17 protein-coding genes are annotated in these 19,054 nt (G+C 42.9%); 1 reads left to right on the forward strand and 16 read right to left on the reverse strand.

Going from position 1 to position 19,054, the window contains the following annotated elements; all coding sequences use genetic code 11:
* Positions 1-51: 51 nt before the first annotated feature.
* From DYI25_RS11900 to zapA, 16 genes are all read right to left on the reverse strand, one after another.
* Positions 52-825, reverse strand: a complete 774-nt coding sequence (locus tag DYI25_RS11900) for a glycosyltransferase family 2 protein (protein ID WP_213368975.1) — start codon at positions 823-825, stop codon at positions 52-54.
* Positions 818-2,293 (reverse strand): alkaline phosphatase family protein, encoded by a 1,476-nt coding sequence (locus DYI25_RS11905; RefSeq protein WP_213368977.1) that lies wholly within the window; start codon positions 2,291-2,293, stop codon positions 818-820. Before DYI25_RS11905 ends, DYI25_RS11900 begins: the two co-directional genes overlap by 8 nt.
* On the reverse strand, positions 2,290-3,210 hold the full coding sequence (locus DYI25_RS11910) for a lysylphosphatidylglycerol synthase transmembrane domain-containing protein (RefSeq protein ID WP_213368979.1): 921 nt from the start codon (positions 3,208-3,210) through the stop codon (positions 2,290-2,292). Before DYI25_RS11910 ends, DYI25_RS11905 begins: the two co-directional genes overlap by 4 nt.
* Positions 3,194-4,144 carry an NAD-dependent epimerase/dehydratase family protein gene (locus tag DYI25_RS11915; RefSeq protein WP_213368980.1) on the reverse strand — a complete coding sequence of 317 codons (951 nt, stop codon included), beginning with the start codon at positions 4,142-4,144 and terminating at the stop codon, positions 3,194-3,196. The genes DYI25_RS11910 and DYI25_RS11915 overlap by 17 nt, the downstream gene beginning before the upstream one ends.
* 178 nt (positions 4,145-4,322) lie before the next feature.
* The gene (locus tag DYI25_RS11920) at positions 4,323-5,546 is read right to left on the reverse strand and encodes a hypothetical protein (RefSeq protein ID WP_213368981.1); all 1,224 of its coding nucleotides are present in this window, start codon (positions 5,544-5,546) and stop codon (positions 4,323-4,325) included.
* 414 nt (positions 5,547-5,960) lie between these two features.
* Entirely contained in the window at positions 5,961-6,275 is a 315-nt protein-coding gene (gene trxA, locus DYI25_RS11925) for a thioredoxin (RefSeq protein ID WP_213368982.1), read from the reverse strand.
* A gap of 179 nt (positions 6,276-6,454) precedes the next feature.
* A complete protein-coding gene (locus DYI25_RS11930; protein ID WP_213368983.1) occupies positions 6,455-7,432 on the reverse strand; it encodes an electron transfer flavoprotein subunit alpha/FixB family protein in 978 nt (325 codons plus the stop codon).
* 38 nt (positions 7,433-7,470) lie between these two features.
* Complete coding sequence (locus tag DYI25_RS11935; RefSeq protein ID WP_213368984.1) at positions 7,471-8,244, reverse strand: electron transfer flavoprotein subunit beta/FixA family protein; 774 nt, start codon at positions 8,242-8,244, stop codon at positions 7,471-7,473.
* An 88-nt stretch (positions 8,245-8,332) separates the two neighbouring features.
* Positions 8,333-9,106 (reverse strand): enoyl-CoA hydratase, encoded by a 774-nt coding sequence (locus DYI25_RS11940; RefSeq protein WP_213368986.1) that lies wholly within the window; start codon positions 9,104-9,106, stop codon positions 8,333-8,335.
* Positions 9,107-9,236: 130 nt separating this feature from the next.
* Positions 9,237-9,839: a TetR/AcrR family transcriptional regulator gene (locus DYI25_RS11945; protein WP_167832747.1), complete on the reverse strand. Its 603-nt coding sequence runs from the start codon at positions 9,837-9,839 to the stop codon at positions 9,237-9,239.
* Between the two features lie 217 nt (positions 9,840-10,056).
* Positions 10,057-11,760 (reverse strand): long-chain-fatty-acid--CoA ligase, encoded by a 1,704-nt coding sequence (locus DYI25_RS11950; RefSeq protein ID WP_213368988.1) that lies wholly within the window; start codon positions 11,758-11,760, stop codon positions 10,057-10,059.
* Positions 11,761-12,125: 365 nt separating this feature from the next.
* Entirely contained in the window at positions 12,126-12,530 is a 405-nt protein-coding gene (locus DYI25_RS11955; protein WP_213368990.1) for a DUF350 domain-containing protein, read from the reverse strand.
* An 82-nt stretch (positions 12,531-12,612) separates the two neighbouring features.
* Positions 12,613-14,967 (reverse strand): endonuclease MutS2, encoded by a 2,355-nt coding sequence (locus DYI25_RS11960; protein WP_213368992.1) that lies wholly within the window; start codon positions 14,965-14,967, stop codon positions 12,613-12,615.
* A gap of 207 nt (positions 14,968-15,174) precedes the next feature.
* On the reverse strand, positions 15,175-16,893 hold the full coding sequence (gene polX, locus DYI25_RS11965) for a DNA polymerase/3'-5' exonuclease PolX (RefSeq protein WP_213368994.1): 1,719 nt from the start codon (positions 16,891-16,893) through the stop codon (positions 15,175-15,177).
* 255 nt (positions 16,894-17,148) lie between these two features.
* Complete coding sequence (locus tag DYI25_RS11970) at positions 17,149-17,691, reverse strand: CvpA family protein (protein WP_213368996.1); 543 nt, start codon at positions 17,689-17,691, stop codon at positions 17,149-17,151.
* Between the two features lie 7 nt (positions 17,692-17,698).
* Complete coding sequence (gene zapA, locus DYI25_RS11975) at positions 17,699-17,962, reverse strand: cell division protein ZapA (RefSeq protein ID WP_371931994.1); 264 nt, start codon at positions 17,960-17,962, stop codon at positions 17,699-17,701.
* A 140-nt stretch (positions 17,963-18,102) separates the two neighbouring features.
* Between zapA and rnhC the strand changes: the two genes are divergently transcribed.
* The gene (gene rnhC / locus DYI25_RS11980) at positions 18,103-19,032 is read left to right on the forward strand and encodes a ribonuclease HIII (protein WP_213368998.1); all 930 of its coding nucleotides are present in this window, start codon (positions 18,103-18,105) and stop codon (positions 19,030-19,032) included.
* Positions 19,033-19,054: the final 22 nt, after the last annotated feature.

Consider the following 19,054-nt stretch of genomic DNA (forward strand, 5'->3'; position numbering starts at 1 on the left):
TTGCTGTTTTCCCTCCTACAATGATAATGATAATGATTATCATTTTGAATGTCAATCATATTTAACAACCGTCACTTTATTGTCACTATTTTTACTGTTTTTAGATTGATAGTTATCCAAACCAACAATCTTGGAGACAGGCCTGGACATTTCACGATAAACTGCCGGCACGACATTCGTCATATATTTCTTGAATGAAATGAAAGATGTGCCAGTTGTCCTGACGCGGTATTGGATCGGCACTTCAAGTACACTGAACCCTTTTCTGACAAGGTTCAGCGTCAATACTTGAGCATAATTGTAATCATGGATGATCTCTGCATGCTCTAGAACCTGCCTGGAAAATGCCCTCATGCCTGATTGGCCGTCATATAGCCATTTTCTCAATAATAAGGTTTGCAGAAAGGTGAAAAAATAATTCCCCATTCTGCGATGAAATTTCATTCCTTTTATTGTGCCCATAAACCTGGATCCCATTGTATAATCCGCTTCTCCATTGAGAATAGGTTTGACAATGTCGGGAATTTGCCATGCCGGGTATTCTCCATCTGCATCAATCATCACGCCGACATCAGCCCCCATTTGGAAGCACTCTTCAATTCCTGTTCGGACCGCGGCACCCAGGCCGCGGTTTTTTTCAAAGCTTATGATATGGTCGGCGCCCGCTTTTTTCGCTTCAGCAACCGTGGCATCCGTTGACCCATCATCAATAACCAACACTTCCACTTTATCAGCACCGGCAAAACTGCGTGGAATGTTTTCAATTACTTCACCAATTGATTCTTCTTCGTTGTAAGCCGGCAAAAATACGATAACTTTACTCAATTACATTCTCTTCCTTCTCTACTTTTATTGCATCCATTAAAACTTTCCCCCTGCTGCTGGATGGATATGGCGCTCCCATCAGGTAGGAAATTGTTGGAGCCAGTGAGACTAGGCTGTGTTTTTCCTGGACCTTATTCCCTTTGGCGATATGCGGGCCATGCATGAAAAATGGAACAAACCGTTCTCCTTCATCCAGGTGCCCATGACCACCAATGCCATCAGCCTGTCCGTGATCTGCACAGATTATAAGAGTCGTATTCTCCATTTTCCCTTCTGCTTCAAGCCATTCGACAAACTCTTTAATCAGCGTGTCTGCTTCCTCGATTTTTTCAATATAATCATCATACAGGACTCCGCGGCTGTGACCAACCTGGTCGGTACCGATCATCTGCACGATGAAAAGATCTGGATCCTGCTCGTCCATTATTTTTCTTGCCCTCGCAAGCATATTGGTGTCCGCTTTATCCTTATGCATAACAGCCGTAACCGTCTCGACATCACTGCCCATCGCATCAACCAGGTGGGCGATCCCCAGCAGCCTGCCCCTTTTACCAACCTTTCGAAGCGAGTCAAAAATCGTTTCCGTATTAACCCCGAGTTTATAGACCATATTCGATTTAATTCCATGCTCAAACGGATAGGTGCCAGTGAACATTGAACTAAAGCACACTACGGTCCTTGCAGGGTATAAGGTTTCCATATTCAAATATTCAGTACCATTCTCTTTTAATTGATCGAGGAAAGGTGTATTTGCTTCATAAAAGCGTTCTTTGCGCATACCATCGATCACGATGACAATGACCTTATCTGACAGGCCATTCTCTGGTACTGCAGGTCCCTCATCCTTCGTATACGTCTGGTAGGCTTTTGGCTTCCAGTCAAATAAGTATCTATGCATAATAACTGTAAAAAGAAATACGAAGCCATAAAACAAGGCTATATCCAATAATGGCATTCCTATATCACTTGTTAAAGCGGTAAATGACAGTTCCCAAACCGATAGCAGCAGGAATACTTTCGGGAGCTGCTCTTGGGCATTTCCGCTAGTGGAGTCACTATTTTTCAAAACAAGCTTCCAAAACCTCGTGAAGTTAAGCCATGAAGTTCCAATCCTCAGGTGATAGTAAAGCGTTCCCCAGAAAAACACCGTAAAGAAAAAGTATAAACCAGCAGCAAAAAGCAGCAAAGTTATATTAGGTTCAGGCCAAATGATAATAAAAACAACTAAAGGAATCCACAAATAGTTTCTCAAAAAAAGTGGAAAATCATAAACAAAATAGATGAAAAATAGCGGCAGTACAGTAAGGAATGCGAGTAAAAACTCTGTGATCCTGCCCGCACTCCCAATATCTCCGAGATGAAATAATACCATTGTGCCAACTGTAAAAATTGGCGTGAAAGGTTTCCCTTCATTAAGCAAATTCCAGCTTCGGGCCGCGAATTTCTCAAACTTTGAAGCACTCTTCATGATTCGTTGCCCCTTTCTCTAATCCATTTTCTTAATAAGTTTGCCGGCACAGGAAAAGCAGCTAATGCAATCCCTCCGACAATGAATGAAAATAAATATTTCAATCCATGGGTAATGACCGCAGCAGTATATGCATTTTCTCCCGCTATCCCATTAACTCCTAACGCGAAAACCATTATGGCCTCATAGCTGGCCATTCCTCCGGGGGTAATTTGAAAAATCTGCCCTGCAACCGTTATGCTGTTTACCCAGACAGCTTGTACAAAGCTGATTATGCTACCCCCATTCAGGACTACTCCATAAATCACCGCTGCTTCCAGGACCCAGCTTACCAGAGTCAACCCAAAGATCCAGAAACCGCGCCAGCCAGAGAAGGCAGTTTTCATTATAGATATTTGTCTGTCAAAAAAAGACCGGAATTTATAGAAGATAATTAAAGCGACCATCACTCCAATTACTCCAAGCCAAACAATCACATTCCCATAAACGGGCAACTCAAGGAAAGCCAATCCCAACAGAGCCATTGTGAAAAGGATCAATGTGTCCATCAGCCGTAGGATAATCACAGAATTAAAAGCTTCATGCCCCGAGACTCCCGGCTCCCTTGCTTTCATGACACCAATTCTCGCAAAATCCCCAGCCTTGACGGGCAGGAGGTGATTCAGCAGCAAGCTGTAAAATAGACCATACATGCAGGTTGAAAGGCGTGCTTTGTTGTTTAAATAGAGCTTCCAGGCAACCCCTCTGACAAAAAAAGCAAGGAAATAGCTGGTGAAAATAAACAGCAGCATTCCAGGACTTGATGCAATGGCCTTAATTTCATCCAGCATCCTACCAGCATCAAGATAATATATCGTCATCATGAGGAATGCAGTGACGAGCAAGACTGAGACTAGTTTCTTATAGGTATTTTTCATACTGCTCAGCCCAGGCTACCGTTTCCGCAATTCCCTTGCTAAAGTCTATCTCTGGTTCGTATCCCAGCAATTCACGTGCCAGTGAAATATCAGCCCACGTTCTTTCTACATCTCCGGCACGGTCTCCTTCACGCTTGATCTTCATGTCAGGAAAATAAATCTTCAGTTCATCCAGAAGCTGGTTCATTGATATCGGCCGTCCTGAACCGATATTGAGAATGGCACTCTGCTCCAAATTTTGGAGAGCGAGGCTCATTCCATTCACAATGTCACCCACATATGTATAATCACGGGAACCGCCTTCTCCAAATACAGTGATTTCTTCTCCCGCTTTCAGTTTTTTTATAAAATTAGCGATGGCCATATCTGGTCTTCCCCATGGGCCATATACGGTAAAAAAGCGCAGGATTTTCATATCAATCCCATAAAGATGGCCATACACATGGCAAAACGATTCTGCGGCGTATTTTGATGCCGCATACGGAGAAATAGGTTTGCCTGCAGCCATTTCTTCTTTAAAAGGTTTATTTTTCATCATTCCGTAAACAGATGATGACGATGCAAATAAAAACTGCTTCACACCTGCCCTGCCAGCTCCTTCGAGTACATTGACGGTTGCCTTTATATCATAATCAATATATTCCAGCGGACGGAGGATTGAATAGGCCACACCAGGCAAAGCCGCCAGGTGCACAATGGCCTCCGGGGAAACTTTTTTAATCATATCAATGGTTTCATCCTGGTCAAGGAGATCTGTTTGATAGAATTGAAAAGTCCCAGCACTTTTAATGACATCCAGATGCTGCTTTTTCCTCTCAACTGAATAATAAGGATGCAAATTATCGATGATGGCCACCTCATGTTGCTCTTTAAGCATTTTGACAGCAAAATGGCTTCCGATAAAACCTGCTCCCCCAGTAATCAAGATTTTCACGATTGCACCTCTTTCTTTCCTCAAGCCATTTTACCATAGTATTTCATCTGTAAATAAGAAAAGCGCAAGCGCCTTGGTCAATCCTGACAAGCACTGGAGCTGGCCAATTCTCAAAGTAAAAAATTCACACTTTCTAATACTACAAAAATAGAGCCGCATCGCTGCGGCTCCCAAATTTTTAAAGCAAACCATCTACTGCAGTTATTACTGCTTCGCCTTTTGCTTTTGCATCCTCTGGCTTGTTTTCTGCGATGGCATTATACCAAGCCTCTGCATCTGCAAAGACTGCTTCTGTTTTTTCTTCACCCAATTTTTCAGTCATCTGCCCTTGAAGCATCTTCAAGAACATATTTCCTTCCATTGCGCTTACTTTAGCTTCAACTGCATTGTTTTCTGCTAATAGATTCGGAGCCTTTTCGTAGTACCCTTTGATTTTGCCGGCAACCGCTTTTGCGAATAAGGCATTTGTTTCTGCAGCCTTAATTGTAGCAGGATCAGTAGTATTAAGCGTGAATAGTTTGTCTAACTGAGCTGCAGCTGCTTCATCACCACCGCCAAGTGATCCTTTGATTGCTTGATAGAAGCCCCAAGCTTCCGCCTGCATGATGGACAGTTCTTTTGAATCTTTTCCTTCTTTCACGCCAGCTTCGATCTTCTCAGCATAAGATTTCGCTGCAAGGTAGTAGCTTCTGTAGATAGACTTATCAGTTACTTGAAGGTAAACCTGGAAATCTTCAGCATTACCTGCAGTAAGCGCTTCTTCCTGTGCAGTTAATCCTGAGTTGATGTTCTCGACAAGGCTTGAATCTCCGCTTAGCTCGTAGTACTTATCACGTTTTTCTGCTGTTGGAATGAAAACCTTTTCTGCCAAGTGCTTGATTTGTGCAAATGCAAGGTTTGCCTCATCCTTCTTATCTTCATTTAGTGCAGCAACTGCTTCTTTTTGAAGTGCCTTTTGGTTCTGATAGAAATAGGATTGGGTTGTCTTATCAGTCAATTGAACAGCGATAATCGGTTCCATTTCCCCACTTTTCCCAGCAGTAAGTGCAGCCTGGATCGCCTGGTCGAATTCAGGATTAAGTTCGGCTACATCCTTTTGAAGACCTGCTTCATATTGTTGTTGGACAGTATCCCAATTAACTTCCTGGCCTTCTTTTGCTTTTACTAGTTCGGACATCATATCTGCATACGTAGCGGCTTGTTTTGCTGCATCCGTATCTTCTACATTGACTTCCTTAGTTTCTCCAGTATTTTCCTTATTTTCATCAGTATTTCCTTCAGTTTCAGCCTGTTTGTTCTCTTCAGGCTTCTCTGCAGTTTCATCTCCCCCACAAGCTGCCAATACTGTGCTTGCCATTAAAAAACTTGCGAAGATTGCTTTCAGGTGCTTTTTCTTGTTCATGATTGAAATCCCCCTATGTAATGTGATTCGCCTTATAAATGATAATGATTTTCATTGACAATTGTTATTATAGGCGAGAATGATTATCACTGTCAATGAACTTTGTAAGAAAACTTTGACAAACTCGTGACAAGTTATCTTTCCTCATTAAGATTAACCATACTTTAAAGGCGAAATATGGAACGAATTAGTAATTACAACTCCTTTTGGGGCATTAAACACTTTTTATTGACCGTAATAGTGATTGTAATCATTACTTTTATCACTTTTTATTGACTATGATCATCTTGATAAACCGTTTGAGGTATACCAGATTCTAGAAAATAGGCATTGTTATTGTGTTCCCTATTTAGTTTTCCATGCATTTACGAAAAAAATCCCGCCTTCTCTGAAGGCGGGATTCTTACATTAAGCTTAGATATGCTGTTGCAGGCGGTCTGCAAGTGCTTCTTTTGGTTGGAAACCGACTACTTTATCAACTGGTTGACCATCTTTAAGAACAAGTAAAGTCGGGATGCTCATGATGCCATATTGTGCAGCAGTTTGCTGATTGTCGTCAACATCAAGCTTCACGATTTTCACTTTGTCGCCCATTTCTGAATCTAATTCTTCAAGTACAGGAGCGATCATCTTACAAGGGCCGCACCAAGGTGCCCAAAAATCAACAAGCACTAGGCCTGATCCTGTTTCGTTAGCAAAAGTTGCGTCAGTAGCATGTGTAATAGCCATTTAAATGCCTCCTAAATAAATCTGAATACTAACGTCAGTATATCATCGTTTACCAATTGATGCTATTTATCTGCTCTTGTTGTAATTTACCCTTTTCACATATGAATATTCCATTTCATTCTTATTTACAGACAAAAAAACGGACGTTTGTGACGTCCGTTTTTTGAATTCAATTATCATTAAGCGTTGACTTTAAGCTTCTTGAATTCTTCTGTAAGCATTGGTACAACTTCAAATAGATCGCCAACAATGCCGTAGTCTGCGACTTTAAAGATATTTGCTTCTGGATCTTTATTGATCGCTACAATGACCTTGGAGTTGGACATACCGGCAAGGTGCTGGATAGCTCCCGAAATACCGGCAGCGATATATAGGTCTGGAGTCACGACTTTGCCTGTCTGTCCGATTTGCAGTGAATAGTCACAGTAGTCAGCGTCACATGCACCACGTGAAGCTCCTACAGCTCCGCCAAGAACGTCAGCAAGTTCCTTAAGCGGTTCGAAGCCTTCTTCGCTCTTTACACCGCGTCCGCCTGCTACAACGACTTTTGCTTCGGAAAGATCGACACCTTCAGTTGCCTTACGGACAACATCTTTGATGATCGTTCTCAAATCTTTGATTTCCGCAGAAACAGTTGAAACTTCACCAGATTTTCCAGAATCCTTTTCCAGTGGAGCGATGTTGTTCGGACGGACCGTAGCAAACACAAGTCCATCGGTGACAATCTTCTTTTCGAAGGCTTTGCCTGAATAGATAGGACGAGTGAAGACAAGATTGCCGCCTGCTTCTTCAACTGCTACAGCATCTGAGATCAGGCCCGAACCCAATTTGCTTGCGATTTTAGGAGCAAGGTCTTTTCCAAGTGATGTATGTCCAAAGATGATACCCTCTGGGCTTTCCTGTTCGATTACAGCCATCAAAGCTTGCGAAAAACCGTCTGGTGTATATTGTGCAAGCTTGGCATCTTCTACAGCCACAACTTTGTCAGCACCATACTGGTATAGGTCGTTTCCTAATGAACTTACAGACTCTCCGATCAATACTCCGACTACTTCTCCGCCCTCAGCAACTGTTTTTGCAGCTGCAATTGCTTCGAAAGATACATTTCTTAGTTGTCCGTCACGTGCTTCTCCCAATACTAATACTTTTCTCGCCATTTGATTTACCTCCTGCGTATTTATTCTTCCTTTATGCCTTAAACGACTTTTGCTTCTGTATGAAGCAGGTTGACAAGTTCCTTAACCTGGTCGGCAAGTTCGCCTTGAAGGACTTTTCCTGCCTCTTTTTGCGGAGGAAGATAAATTTCGATTGTCTTTGTCTTAGCTTCTACATCGTCCTCATCCAGATCAAGATCATCAAGCTCTAGTTCATCAAGAGGCTTTTTCTTTGCTTTCATGATCCCTGGAAGAGATGGGTAGCGAGGCTCATTCAACCCTTGCTGTGCAGTAACAAGAACAGGAAGGCTTGTCTCAATGACTTCTGAATCCCCTTCTACGTCTCTAGTAATAGTAGCAGTAGTTCCGTTGATTTCTAGTTTTGTAATCGTTGTTACATAAGGCATGCCCAACTGCTCAGCAACACGAGGTCCTACTTGGCCTGATCCGCCATCAATTGCGACATTTCCGCCAAGGATCAAGTCAGCTTCTTTATCCTTAAGGTATTCAGAAAGGATTTTAGCAGTTGTGAACTGATCTCCGTCTTCAACATCATCCTCGATATTGATTAATACAGCTTTGTCTGCTCCCATAGCTAACGCTGTGCGCAGTTGCTTTTCTGTTTCTTCATTTCCTACAGAAATGACTGTAACCTCGCCACCCTGAGCATCCCTAACCTGGATTGCTTCCTCGATCGCATATTCATCGTAAGGGTTGATGATGAATTCAGCGCCATCTTCATTGATCTTGCCATTTGCGATTGTGATTTTTTCTTCTGTATCGAATGTCCTTTTCATTAGAACGTAGATATTCATTTGTTCCCCTCCTAAGTATTCAAACATTTTAGCTGTTCTAAAGATTAGAAAAATTTATGGTAAAAAAATTTGTTGCTAAAAGGTTTGCTTATCTGCCCTTAAAATCCGGCGACCTTTTTTCCAGGAATGCCTTGATTCCCTCCTGGCCGTCCTCTGACAGGAAGACATCTCCGAAGAGCTTGGCTTCTTCCTTAACTCCTTTGTAGAAGGATTCGTGCTTGGAATAGTTCAAAAGTTTAATAGCTGCCCCTATGGAAACTGGACTCTTTTTAGCGATTTTCCCAGCAAGCTTGTATGCGTTTTCAAGCAACTGCTCCTCAGGGTACGCATGGTTGGCCAATCCATATTGGACTGCTTCCACACCTGTGATTGGGTCGCTCGTAAACAGCATCTCTGCCGCTCTTGCAACGCCCACATAGCGAGGAAGACGCTGGCTGCCTGCAAACCCCGGAATGAGTCCAAGCTGCAGTTCAGGCAGTCCTAATTTCGCATTTTCACCTACAAGGCGGAAGTGGCACGCCATCGCAAGCTCTAGTCCTCCACCCAAAGCCGCGCCATGAATAGCAGCGATAATAGGCTTTGGAAAATGTTCCATGCGTTCGAATAAATCCTGTCCATACTCAGCTAATTTCGCGAAGTCTTCACCGGTTTTGACTGTAGTGAATTCCTTGATATCTGCTCCTGCTGAGAAGAACCTTCCTTCACCATGGATTAACACAACCCTGATTTCTTCATTTCCCTCGATTTCATCCAACACTCCTGAAATCTCTTTCAGCAGTCCGGATGCAAGGGCATTCGCCGGCGGACGGTCAATCGTGATCGTGGCGATCCTGTCCTCCGCAGACCATTTAAGATACTCCACATTTTCCCCTCCTTTTACATGAAGGCAAGTTTTGCATCCTGGAAAATCTCCTTTCTGCGAAACAAGCCTTTTTCCCCTGCCTTTTCCGCTTACAGGCATTCAAAGCGCCGGAAAGTCGGGAAAGACGTGATTAAAGGACCGGTTTGGTGTCCTGGTAACCGCAGCCGTTGATCAGCAGCTGGTGTACCGCTTTTGCCAGGTCAGTAAGATTGTATTTCTGTTCATTCATTACCCATGAAGTCGCAGTTTCATCTACTGTACCAAAAATCATCTGCCTTGCAAGACGCAAATCCAGGGAGCTTGAAAACTCTCCATTCTCTATGCCTTCCAAAATGATTTTGTCGATCAGCATTAAGTAGCCCTTAAGCACCTCGTTGATTTTATGCCGGAGATCCTTATTTGACTGCCTTAGCTCCAGCTGGGTTACAATTGCAAGATGCCGGTCATCTGAAAGAATCTTGAAATGCGTTTCGACCAACATATATAATTTCTCTGTTGCTGTTTGTTTTCCTGCAATTTTTTCTTCAATACTTCCCACGAAGTAACCCATTTTCTCCTGGAACAGAGAAATCAGTATGTCTTCCTTATTCTTGAAATACAAATAAATGGTCCCATCAGCCACTCCAGCCTGCTTTGCTATTTTAGACACCTGCGCCTGGTGGTAGCCGTTTTCTGCGATAATGACCACTGCTGCATCAATTATTTGCATATATTTCGGCCTGTTTTTTTTCATTTCTTTCACTCCCGCTCCAGGAAAAGCACAAGCATTAAATGCTACAGTGGCACACTCCCGTTTACGATTTTTGTCTGCAATACTGTTCACTGAATGAATCGTCATTCATATTTTTATAATAGTATTCACTCACATTTCTGTCAAGGAAATGTGTTTCATTTGGACAAGCCTTCTTATTCAAAAAGAAAGAGCCGATATTGGGAGCCGGCTTTTAAAGTTAAGCTTGCTTCTTCTGGTCTTCCTGGTTCTTTGCTTTTTCTTCTTCAACTAATGCTCTTCTAAGAATTTTACCTACTGCGGTTTTAGGAAGTTCTTTCCTGAATTCAAATATCCTTGGCACCTTATACGCCGCAAGATGTTTCCGGCAATATTCATTCAGTTCTTCTTCTGTCGCTTTGGCACCTTCTTTAAGAACGATATATACTTTCACCGTTTCACCCCGATAAGGGTCAGGGATTCCTGCTGCCACAACCTCCTGGATAGCTGGATGCTCATATAGGACTTCTTCGATTTCACGCGGGTAAATATTGAAGCCCCCAGCAATAATCATGTCTTTCTTTCGATCGACAATATAGAAATATCCTTCCTCGTCCATATACCCAAGGTCTCCAGTTAGCAGCCATCCATCTCTAAGTACTTGATCAGTTTCTTCCGGCCTGTTCCAATATCCCTTCATTACTTGCGGGCCTTTGACTGCTATTTCTCCTATTTCACCCGGCGGCAGCGGTTCGCCCGTTTCCATTGATAGGATGATTGAATCTGTATCAGGCCATGGTACTCCGATACTGCCTTTCACACGTTTTTTATCCCAGAGGAAATTCGCATGAGTGACTGGCGACGATTCAGTAAGGCCGTAACCTTCAACCAGCTTGCCTCCTGTTATCTCTTCGAACTTCTCCTGGACCTCGACAGGCAGAGGAGCTGATCCGCTTATGCAGGAATCGATGGAAGACAGGTCATATTTTTTCAGGTCAGGGTGGTTCAGCAAACCGATATAAATCGTTGGTGCTCCTGGAAACAATGTAGGCTTTTGCTTCTGGATTGTCTTTAGTGTTGTTTCAGGGTCGAATTTTGGCAATAGGACCATTTTCGAACCTTGCATTACGGATAGAATCAATACAGCTGTCATTCCATAAACATGGAAAAATGGGAGGATTCCAAGTACTACTTCTTCTCCCGGTTTGCATTTATACAGCCACGCATTGCTCATCGCCGCGTTTGCAACGAGGTTTTTATGAGTCAGCATTACACCTTTTGGGAAGCCGGTTGTCCCTCCCGTATATTGTAAAAGGGCCAAATCTTCTTCAAAATCAGAATCATATTCTTTAATTTTGCCAGCTGGCATTTTCATGATTTCATTGTAAAGATGGTTCTGTCCTTCATGTTTAACATTTACAATGATTCCATACTGTTTTTTCTGGATGAATGGATAGACAAGATTTTTAGGGAAAGGAAGATAATCCTTGATAGCGGTTACAATTACATTCTCTAAATCCGTGTTGGCGATGACCTTGGAAACCCTAGGGAACAAAATGTCAAGCGTGATGATTGCCTTCGCACCAGAGTCCTTCATCTGGTATTCGAGCTCTCGTTCCATATACAGAGGGTTTGTTTGGACGACAATTCCCCCTGCCATCAGGATTGCATAGTAACTGATGATAGACTGAGGAGTATTCGGGAGCATGATCGCAACCCTGTCCCCTTTTTCAATTCCCAGGCCTTGCAAATAAGCAGCCAATTTTTTTGCATAGTTGTAGACTTGCTTATACGTTAGTTCTTTGCCCATGAAGTGGATTGCAACCTTCTCAGGGAATTTCTCAGCAGTCTGCTTTAAATAGTCCTGGACGGTTGCTTCTTGAAGATCCAAATGAGCAGGAATTTCCGGAGGATATTGCGACAGCCATGGTTTTTCTAATTCCATCTTATTGCCCCCTTATTTAAAATTTTTTGAAAATTCTATCTCCCATTATAATATAATGGTCTTTTTATGACAATTAGAATAGTTTTTTGGAGGTTTATGGGGACAAACACCCATGTCTTGTGAAATACCACGTTGATTTCCAATAGATCTAGCAGTCCCATCCTCACACTATTCTGTTCAACCAGAAAAGTTAAAACAAATAAGAAAAAGGCTGTAAACACAAGGTCAAATTAATAACCTTATATTTACAGCCCTTTCAAATCACTATACAAAAAACATCATATAAACAATGCCGACTAACAGAAATACTCCACACAAAATCAGCAATATTTTAGCTAGTTTTTCCACTCTTTTAGATCCTCCTGTTAAATTCCTGCTCCGATGATATAAGACAAACCGATTGAAATGACCATAGATATAAGGCCTACTGCGCGGTTATCGTTTTCTATTTCTTTGTCGATGTTGAACTTGGGTGTCAGGAATTCAAAAATAAAGTACCCAATCAAAAGCAGGAAGAATCCAAAAACTCCCCAGCTGATCATCGTGAGCAGTGAATCATGCTGATTGATGGAATAGCGGAATATATTAGCTACACCGAAGATCTTGCCACCGGTGGCCATCGCAACGGAAATATTCCCTTTTTTGATTTCCTCCCAGTTGCGATATTTGGTCACTAATTCAAAAACAGCCAGGAACACGACGATGCAGAGAATCGATACACTGTAATAACCAGCTGTAACTATAAATTCATTTTCCCAAAAATGATCCATATCCATTCTCCCTGATAATATTTTACCCCACTGCCTATTATAAAGTGTCCGGACGGGGATTTATATTTTTTCATGCATAATACTACTTAAATTCTACTACAGTAACACCTGTTCCGCCTTCTCCTGCATCACCGAATCTTATTTTCTTGACTGAGCGATGGTTGCGAAGGTATTCCTGGACTCCCTGCCTTAATGCCCCGGTCCCTTTGCCATGGATGATATTGACTCGAGGATAGCCGGCAAGCAAGGCATCATCGATATATTTTTCTACTCTCATGAGGGCATCTTCATAACGTTCTCCCCTGAGATCAAGCTCAAGGCCAACGTGGAAGTCCTTCCCTTTCACTATGGCTAATGGTTTTGTTTCTACCGGCTTAGGAGTATTGATATATTCCATATCCGATTCTTTCACTTTCATCTTGAGAATGCCAATCTGTACTTGCCATTCTTTAGCGTTAACTCGCTCCAAAAGATTTCCTTTTTGGTCAAAGGTCAGTACCTTAACCTCATCCCCTGGCTTGAACTCGTGTTTCGCAGGTTTTGCTTTGCCGCCTTTCTTCACCTGGTTAAGCTCAGGAGTCGCCTCGCTAAGACGCCTTTTAGCGTCAATCAATTCATGCTCCTTGATCTCGGCTCCTTTTTCAAGCCGCAGCTTGCGAAGATCCCGGATGATTTCTTCCGCTTCTTCCTTCGCTTTTTCCAAAATTGCTGCAGCTTTACCCTTTGCTTTTTCGGCTAGCTCATCTTTTTTCTCATCATACTCCGCCATCTGTTTTTGCAAATCCTTGTGCAGGTGTTCTGCATCTTTCAACAGCTGGTTTGCTTCTTCACGGTCTCTCTCAGCCTGCTTCCGGCTGGACTCAAGCGAAGCAATCATGTTTTCGACCTCATTGCTGTCCGCGCTGATATAGGATCTTGCTGTATCGATGACAGATTCTTTCAATCCTAACCTCTTTGAAATTTCAAAGGCATTGCTTCGGCCTGGTACGCCAATCAATAGTTTGTAAGTCGGGCTCAATGTTTCTACGTCGAATTCTACGCTGGCATTGGTGACGCCTTCCCGATTGTATCCATAGGCCTTCAACTCTGGATAGTGGGTTGTCGCAATCACTCTTGCTCCGCGCTGATAAACTTCGTCCAGTATTGAGATTGCCAGTGCTGCTCCTTCCTGAGGATCAGTTCCAGCACCAAGCTCATCAAATAGCACGAGGCTATTGTGGTCAACCTTTTCGAGGATTTCCACGATATTGACCATATGGGATGAAAAAGTACTCAAACTTTGCTCGATCGACTGTTCGTCACCAATATCGGCATAAACTGACCCAAAAACAGCCACTTCTGATCCGTCAAGTGCAGGAATCTGCAATCCTGCCTGCGCCATCAGTGTACAAAGTCCGACGGTCTTCAACGTAACGGTTTTACCCCCGGTATTCGGACCAGTGATGACGATCGTCGTATAATCACTTCCTAAAGTGACGCTATTAGGGACAACTTCATCCATCGAGATCAGGGGATGTCTTGCCTGGAAAAGGTTAATCCGTCCCTCATCATTGACAATCGGTTTAGAGCCCTTAATTTTGCTTCCGTAACGCGCCTTCGCAAACATGAAGTCAAGCTCGCCCATGATGCTGACGATCTGCAAGAGCTCATCATGATGTTCGGCTGTATGTGCCGAAAGCTCTGAAAGGATTCTTTCGATCTCCTGCTGTTCTTTTACACGGATGCTTTGAAGTTCATTATTCAGCTGGACAACAGATTGAGGTTCAATGAACAGAGTCTGTCCGGATGAACTTTGGTCATGGATGATACCGCCATAATGAGAGCGATATTCCTGTTTTACAGGTATGACAAATCGATCGTTCCTGATTGTGATAATGGCATCCGAGAGCATTTTTGACGCGTTTGAAGAACGAATCATGCTTTCCAACTTTTCTCGTACCCTTGCTTCTCGCGTACGCATTTGCTGTCTCAGCGATCTTAGTGCTTCACTCGCACCGTCAAGAACTTCGCCGCCTTCATCTATTGCGTTTCTGATCGTTTCTTCCAAATTCGCCAGCACGACAATTCCTTCAGTATAGCTCAGTAAAATTGGCACCTCGGTAACTTCCTGCAAATCATCGACAAACCGCTTCATCTGCCTGCTTGCATGGACAGTACTTGCCACCTGGACCAGTTCACTTGGACTAAGCATGCCGCCGATTTGCGCCCTTTTCACATGCGGCCATATATCATGGATGCCGCCTAACGGTACATTCCCCTTTAGTCTTAGAACTTTTGTTGCTTCATCTGTCTCTTCATGCAAACGGGATACTTCCGAAAAATCAACAGAAGGCATCAAAGCAATTGCTTTTTCCCGTCCTAACGAGGATGATGCGTGTTCAATCAACTGGTTCCTGATTTTATCAAATTCAAGTGTTTTCAAAACTCGTTGCTGCACAAAAATTTCCTCCTTCTTCTTTAGCGAAGGTTATTAGAAAAGCACAAGCGCCTTGATCAGACCCGACAAGCGACTCGAGCTGCTCAAAGCTAACGCTTTTCGCAAGATACTCGAAGATGCATCTCGATGATGAAAACTGGCTAGGCGCTGGAGCTAGACATTTCTCCAAGAGAATTCTTTATCATCTTTTTTTAAAAAGGCCCTTTATTAATTACGACCGTGCAAGAAATCTAGCAATCCATTCAGATCCAACGCGTTCAGGACGGATGATTCCTTAATCCAGCCTTTTCTGGCGGCTGTTACACCTATTCCCATATGCTCTAGTGTATCCACTTTATGAGCATCTGTATTGATGACAAGCTTGACCCCTTCATCCTGTGCTTTCCTTAAATATTCTGATGCCAGATCAAGTCTGTTCGGATTGGCGTTCAATTCAAGAGCGGTATCTGTTTCTTTGGCCAGCTTGATTAGCATATCGATATCAACTGAATATCCCTCACGCCGGCCGATCAGCCTGCCAGTTGGATGAGCGATAATATCCACATGGGCGTTTATGAGAGCAGTCTTCAAACGGTTCATGATTTTTTCGGTTGGCTGGGAAAATGAAGAGTGAATCGATGCAATGACCAAGTCGAGTTCAGCAAGCAAGTCATCTTCAAAATCCAATGTACCATCCGGTAAAATATCCATTTCAATTCCAGTTAAAATCGTAAAATCATCGAATTTCTTATTCAGTTCCTTCACTTCTTCAATTTGCTTTCGCAAGCGTTCCGGCGTCAGTCCATTCGCTACCTTCAAATACTGGGAATGGTCGGTAATCGCCATGTATTTATAGCCTCTTGCGATACAATCCATTGCCATTTCCTCGATTGAATGGCCGCCATCGCTCCATGTTGAATGCATATGAAGATCACCTTTAATAGCTTCTAGAGTTATAAGTTTCAAATCTTCCTTGTACAGTTCAACTTCCGAACCATCCTCCCGCAGTTCCGGCGGAATAAACGGCAGGCCGAAATATTGGTAAAACTCTTCTTCCGATTTGAATGTAGTGACTTCACCTGTTTCTATATTCTCTACACCATATTCGCTGATCTTCTCTCCTTTTTCCTTCGCAAGCTGTCTCATTCTTACATTGTGGTCTTTTGAACCAGTGAAGTGATGGAGCGCAGTTGCAAATTCTTCAGGATCGACAAGGCGGAAGTCAACGTTCACATCATAATCCAGGCCAAGTGTGACGGAAACCTTCGTATCCCCGGCTGCGATAATTTCTTTTATTTTCGGCAGATTGACAAGCTCGTCCTTCACAGCTGAGGGATTATTCGAAGCAATGATGAAATCAAGATCTTTGATCGTCTCTCTCATCCTGCGCAAGCTGCCTGCTTTTGAGAATTGGTCGATATCATCTATCTTTTGAAGATAAGATTCAATTAATTCCGCAACTGGAAGCATGTATGCAAGCGGCAGTCTTTCCGGCCTTGTGCCAAAGTTTTCAATTGCCGCAAGAATCTTTTCTTCGCTCTTCTTGCCAAAGCCTGCAAGGTCACGGATTTTCCCTGCCTTAGCAGCCTCCTCCAGATCGTGGATACTTTCAACACCCAGTTCCTTGTATAGCTTGGCGATTTTCTTCCCGCCCATTCCTGGAAGCTGAAGCAGTGGAATCAGTCCATTCGGTACCTCTTCCTGTAATTCTTTTAACTCTGTTGATTGACCTGTTTCCATGAATTCCTGGATGACCCCTGCAGTTCCTTTGCCAATTCCTTTGAGTTCAGTCAACTCACCCATTTCTGACATACTGCGCTCATCCCCCTCAAGAGCAGCCGCAGCCTTGCGGAATGCAGAGACCTTAAATGGATTTTCACCTTTTAATTCCATATATATAGCAATCGTTTCAAGTAATTGTACGATATCTTTTTTATTAACAGACACGATGTCCACCTGCCTTTTAAAATTCTCGACCGGATTAAGCCGGACGTAGTCATTGTCTTCTATTTTATAGAAAACAAGCCTCACTGTGAAATCAAATGAAAAATTTTAAGATGAAGGATTAAAAACAGCCTAAAAAAGAGAAGGATTTTCAATTGGATGTTGTTTCTTTTTCCCCATAGGCTTAGAACCCATTTTTGCACTCGTAAAAATCTTAAAAAGCAATAAAAAAGAAAAAACTTCTCCGCAAAAGAGAAGTTATGCAGCCATGTATTCAATCCAAAGTTGTTTAATTTGCTGAGAAAATACAGGGGTATTTTTTATGATGTTTTCGGCTAGAATTGAATCGTTAAGCGGTCCCTGGATCGCCTGGATCGGCAATAAAGCAGCGATGTAGAGAACGATAAACAAAAGCAGGTAAACTTCAACAAAGCCAAGGAACCCTCCTGCCCAGACGTTCAACTGCTTTAAGATTGGAAGGTGAGCCACAAAATCGAGCATCGAACCGATGATTTGAAGCAGGATTTTCACTGCGAAGAAAATGGCTGCAAATGCAATGGCCCGATAATATGCATCTTCTAAATTGGCATTCTCAAATAGAAGATTCAACGTCGAATTGCTGCCCAGGTTCGGATATGGAATCCATAGAGTCAGCTTTGGCGCCAACTGATCATAATATATGTACGCAACGATGAAGGCTGCGATGAATCCAGCCAAATGGATGGTTTGCAGGATGAACCCCCTCTTCAATCCTACAATGAAGCCAATAAGCAAAATAGCTAATACAGCAAGATCAAGCATGCATTTTTCAGTCCTTTAACCTTTTAATTTCCGCTTCGAGCGATTCAACACGATCTTTCATTTTTATGTAATCATTAACGGCATTCACAGCAGTTAACACAGCTAGTTTACTTGTATCAAGTGAAGGATTCGCTGAGCCGATCTCACGCATTTTATCGTCTACCATCGAGGCAATGAGCCGGATATGGCTGGTGCTTTCTGTGCCGACGATCGTATATTGCTGTCCGTATATATCGACAGTCGACTTATTTTTTTTTGTGTCTGACAACATTTATGCCCCCATTCATAAGAATCCTATTTTATACTATAACATGAACGTAAAAGGCTGGGAAGTATTTGCCTGTCAGATCTGTATGATTTTTGGAAGAATATGTCTAACTATGAAAAATGTAAAACAGGGAGTGTAAAGCAATGGGAAATAGTGTCCTTCAAAAAAGTCCGGAAGAAATCAAAAAGATGAAAGAGTATTACAGTAAGTTTCTTATTGATAAGCTTCCGCCTGGCAGCGTTTTTGCCGCCAAAACACCTTCCTGTGCGATTACTGCCTATAAATCAGGAAAAGTATTGTTCCAGGGAAAAGATGGAGAGGCCGAGGCAGCCAGATGGGGAACAGCTTTAGCGCCTTCTGTTAAAAAAGGAGCGGCACCAACGCCAGGATCCCATTTACCCAGGAATATAGGAGAAATGTCCATCATCGGCTCGGACGAGGTTGGCACAGGCGACTTTTTCGGCCCCATCACAGTCGTAGCAGCCTACGTAAGGCGGCAGGATATTCCTGTATTAAAGGAGCTCGGTGTCCAGGATTCAAAGAATCTCAAGGATGATAAAATCATCGAGATCGCCAGGCAGCTTGTCACCTTTTTGCCCCACAGCCTGCTGACACTTCATAATGAAAAGTACAACCAAATGCAAATGAAAGGCATGTCGCAGGGCAAGATGAAAGCTCTCCTTCACAACCAGGCGATCCACCATGTTCTTGAAAAAATCGCACCTGAAAAACCGGAAGCTATTTTGATCGATGAATTTGCAAAAGAGCCAATTTATTACGCCCACTTGAAAGGTCAAAGGAAGATTATCAGGGAAAACGTTTTGTTCAACACAAAGGCAGAAGGAATCCATCTAGGAGTAGCTGCAGCGTCGATGATTGCCCGCTATGCCTTCGTCCGTCATTTCGAAACCCTTAGCAAACGTGCAGGATTCACGATTCCAAAAGGTGCTGGCGCTGCTGTTGACAAAGCAGCAGCAAGGCTCATCCTCGATAAAGGTAAAGATGTACTGCCAGAATTCGTTAAGCTTCATTTTGCCAATACCGAAAAAGCGAAGAAGATCGCACGCGTGTAGCTCCAATTTTTCTGAAAAAAAT

The organism is Mesobacillus boroniphilus, from assembly GCF_018424685.1.
GTDB lineage: Bacteria > Bacillota > Bacilli > Bacillales > Cytobacillaceae > Mesobacillus > Mesobacillus boroniphilus_A.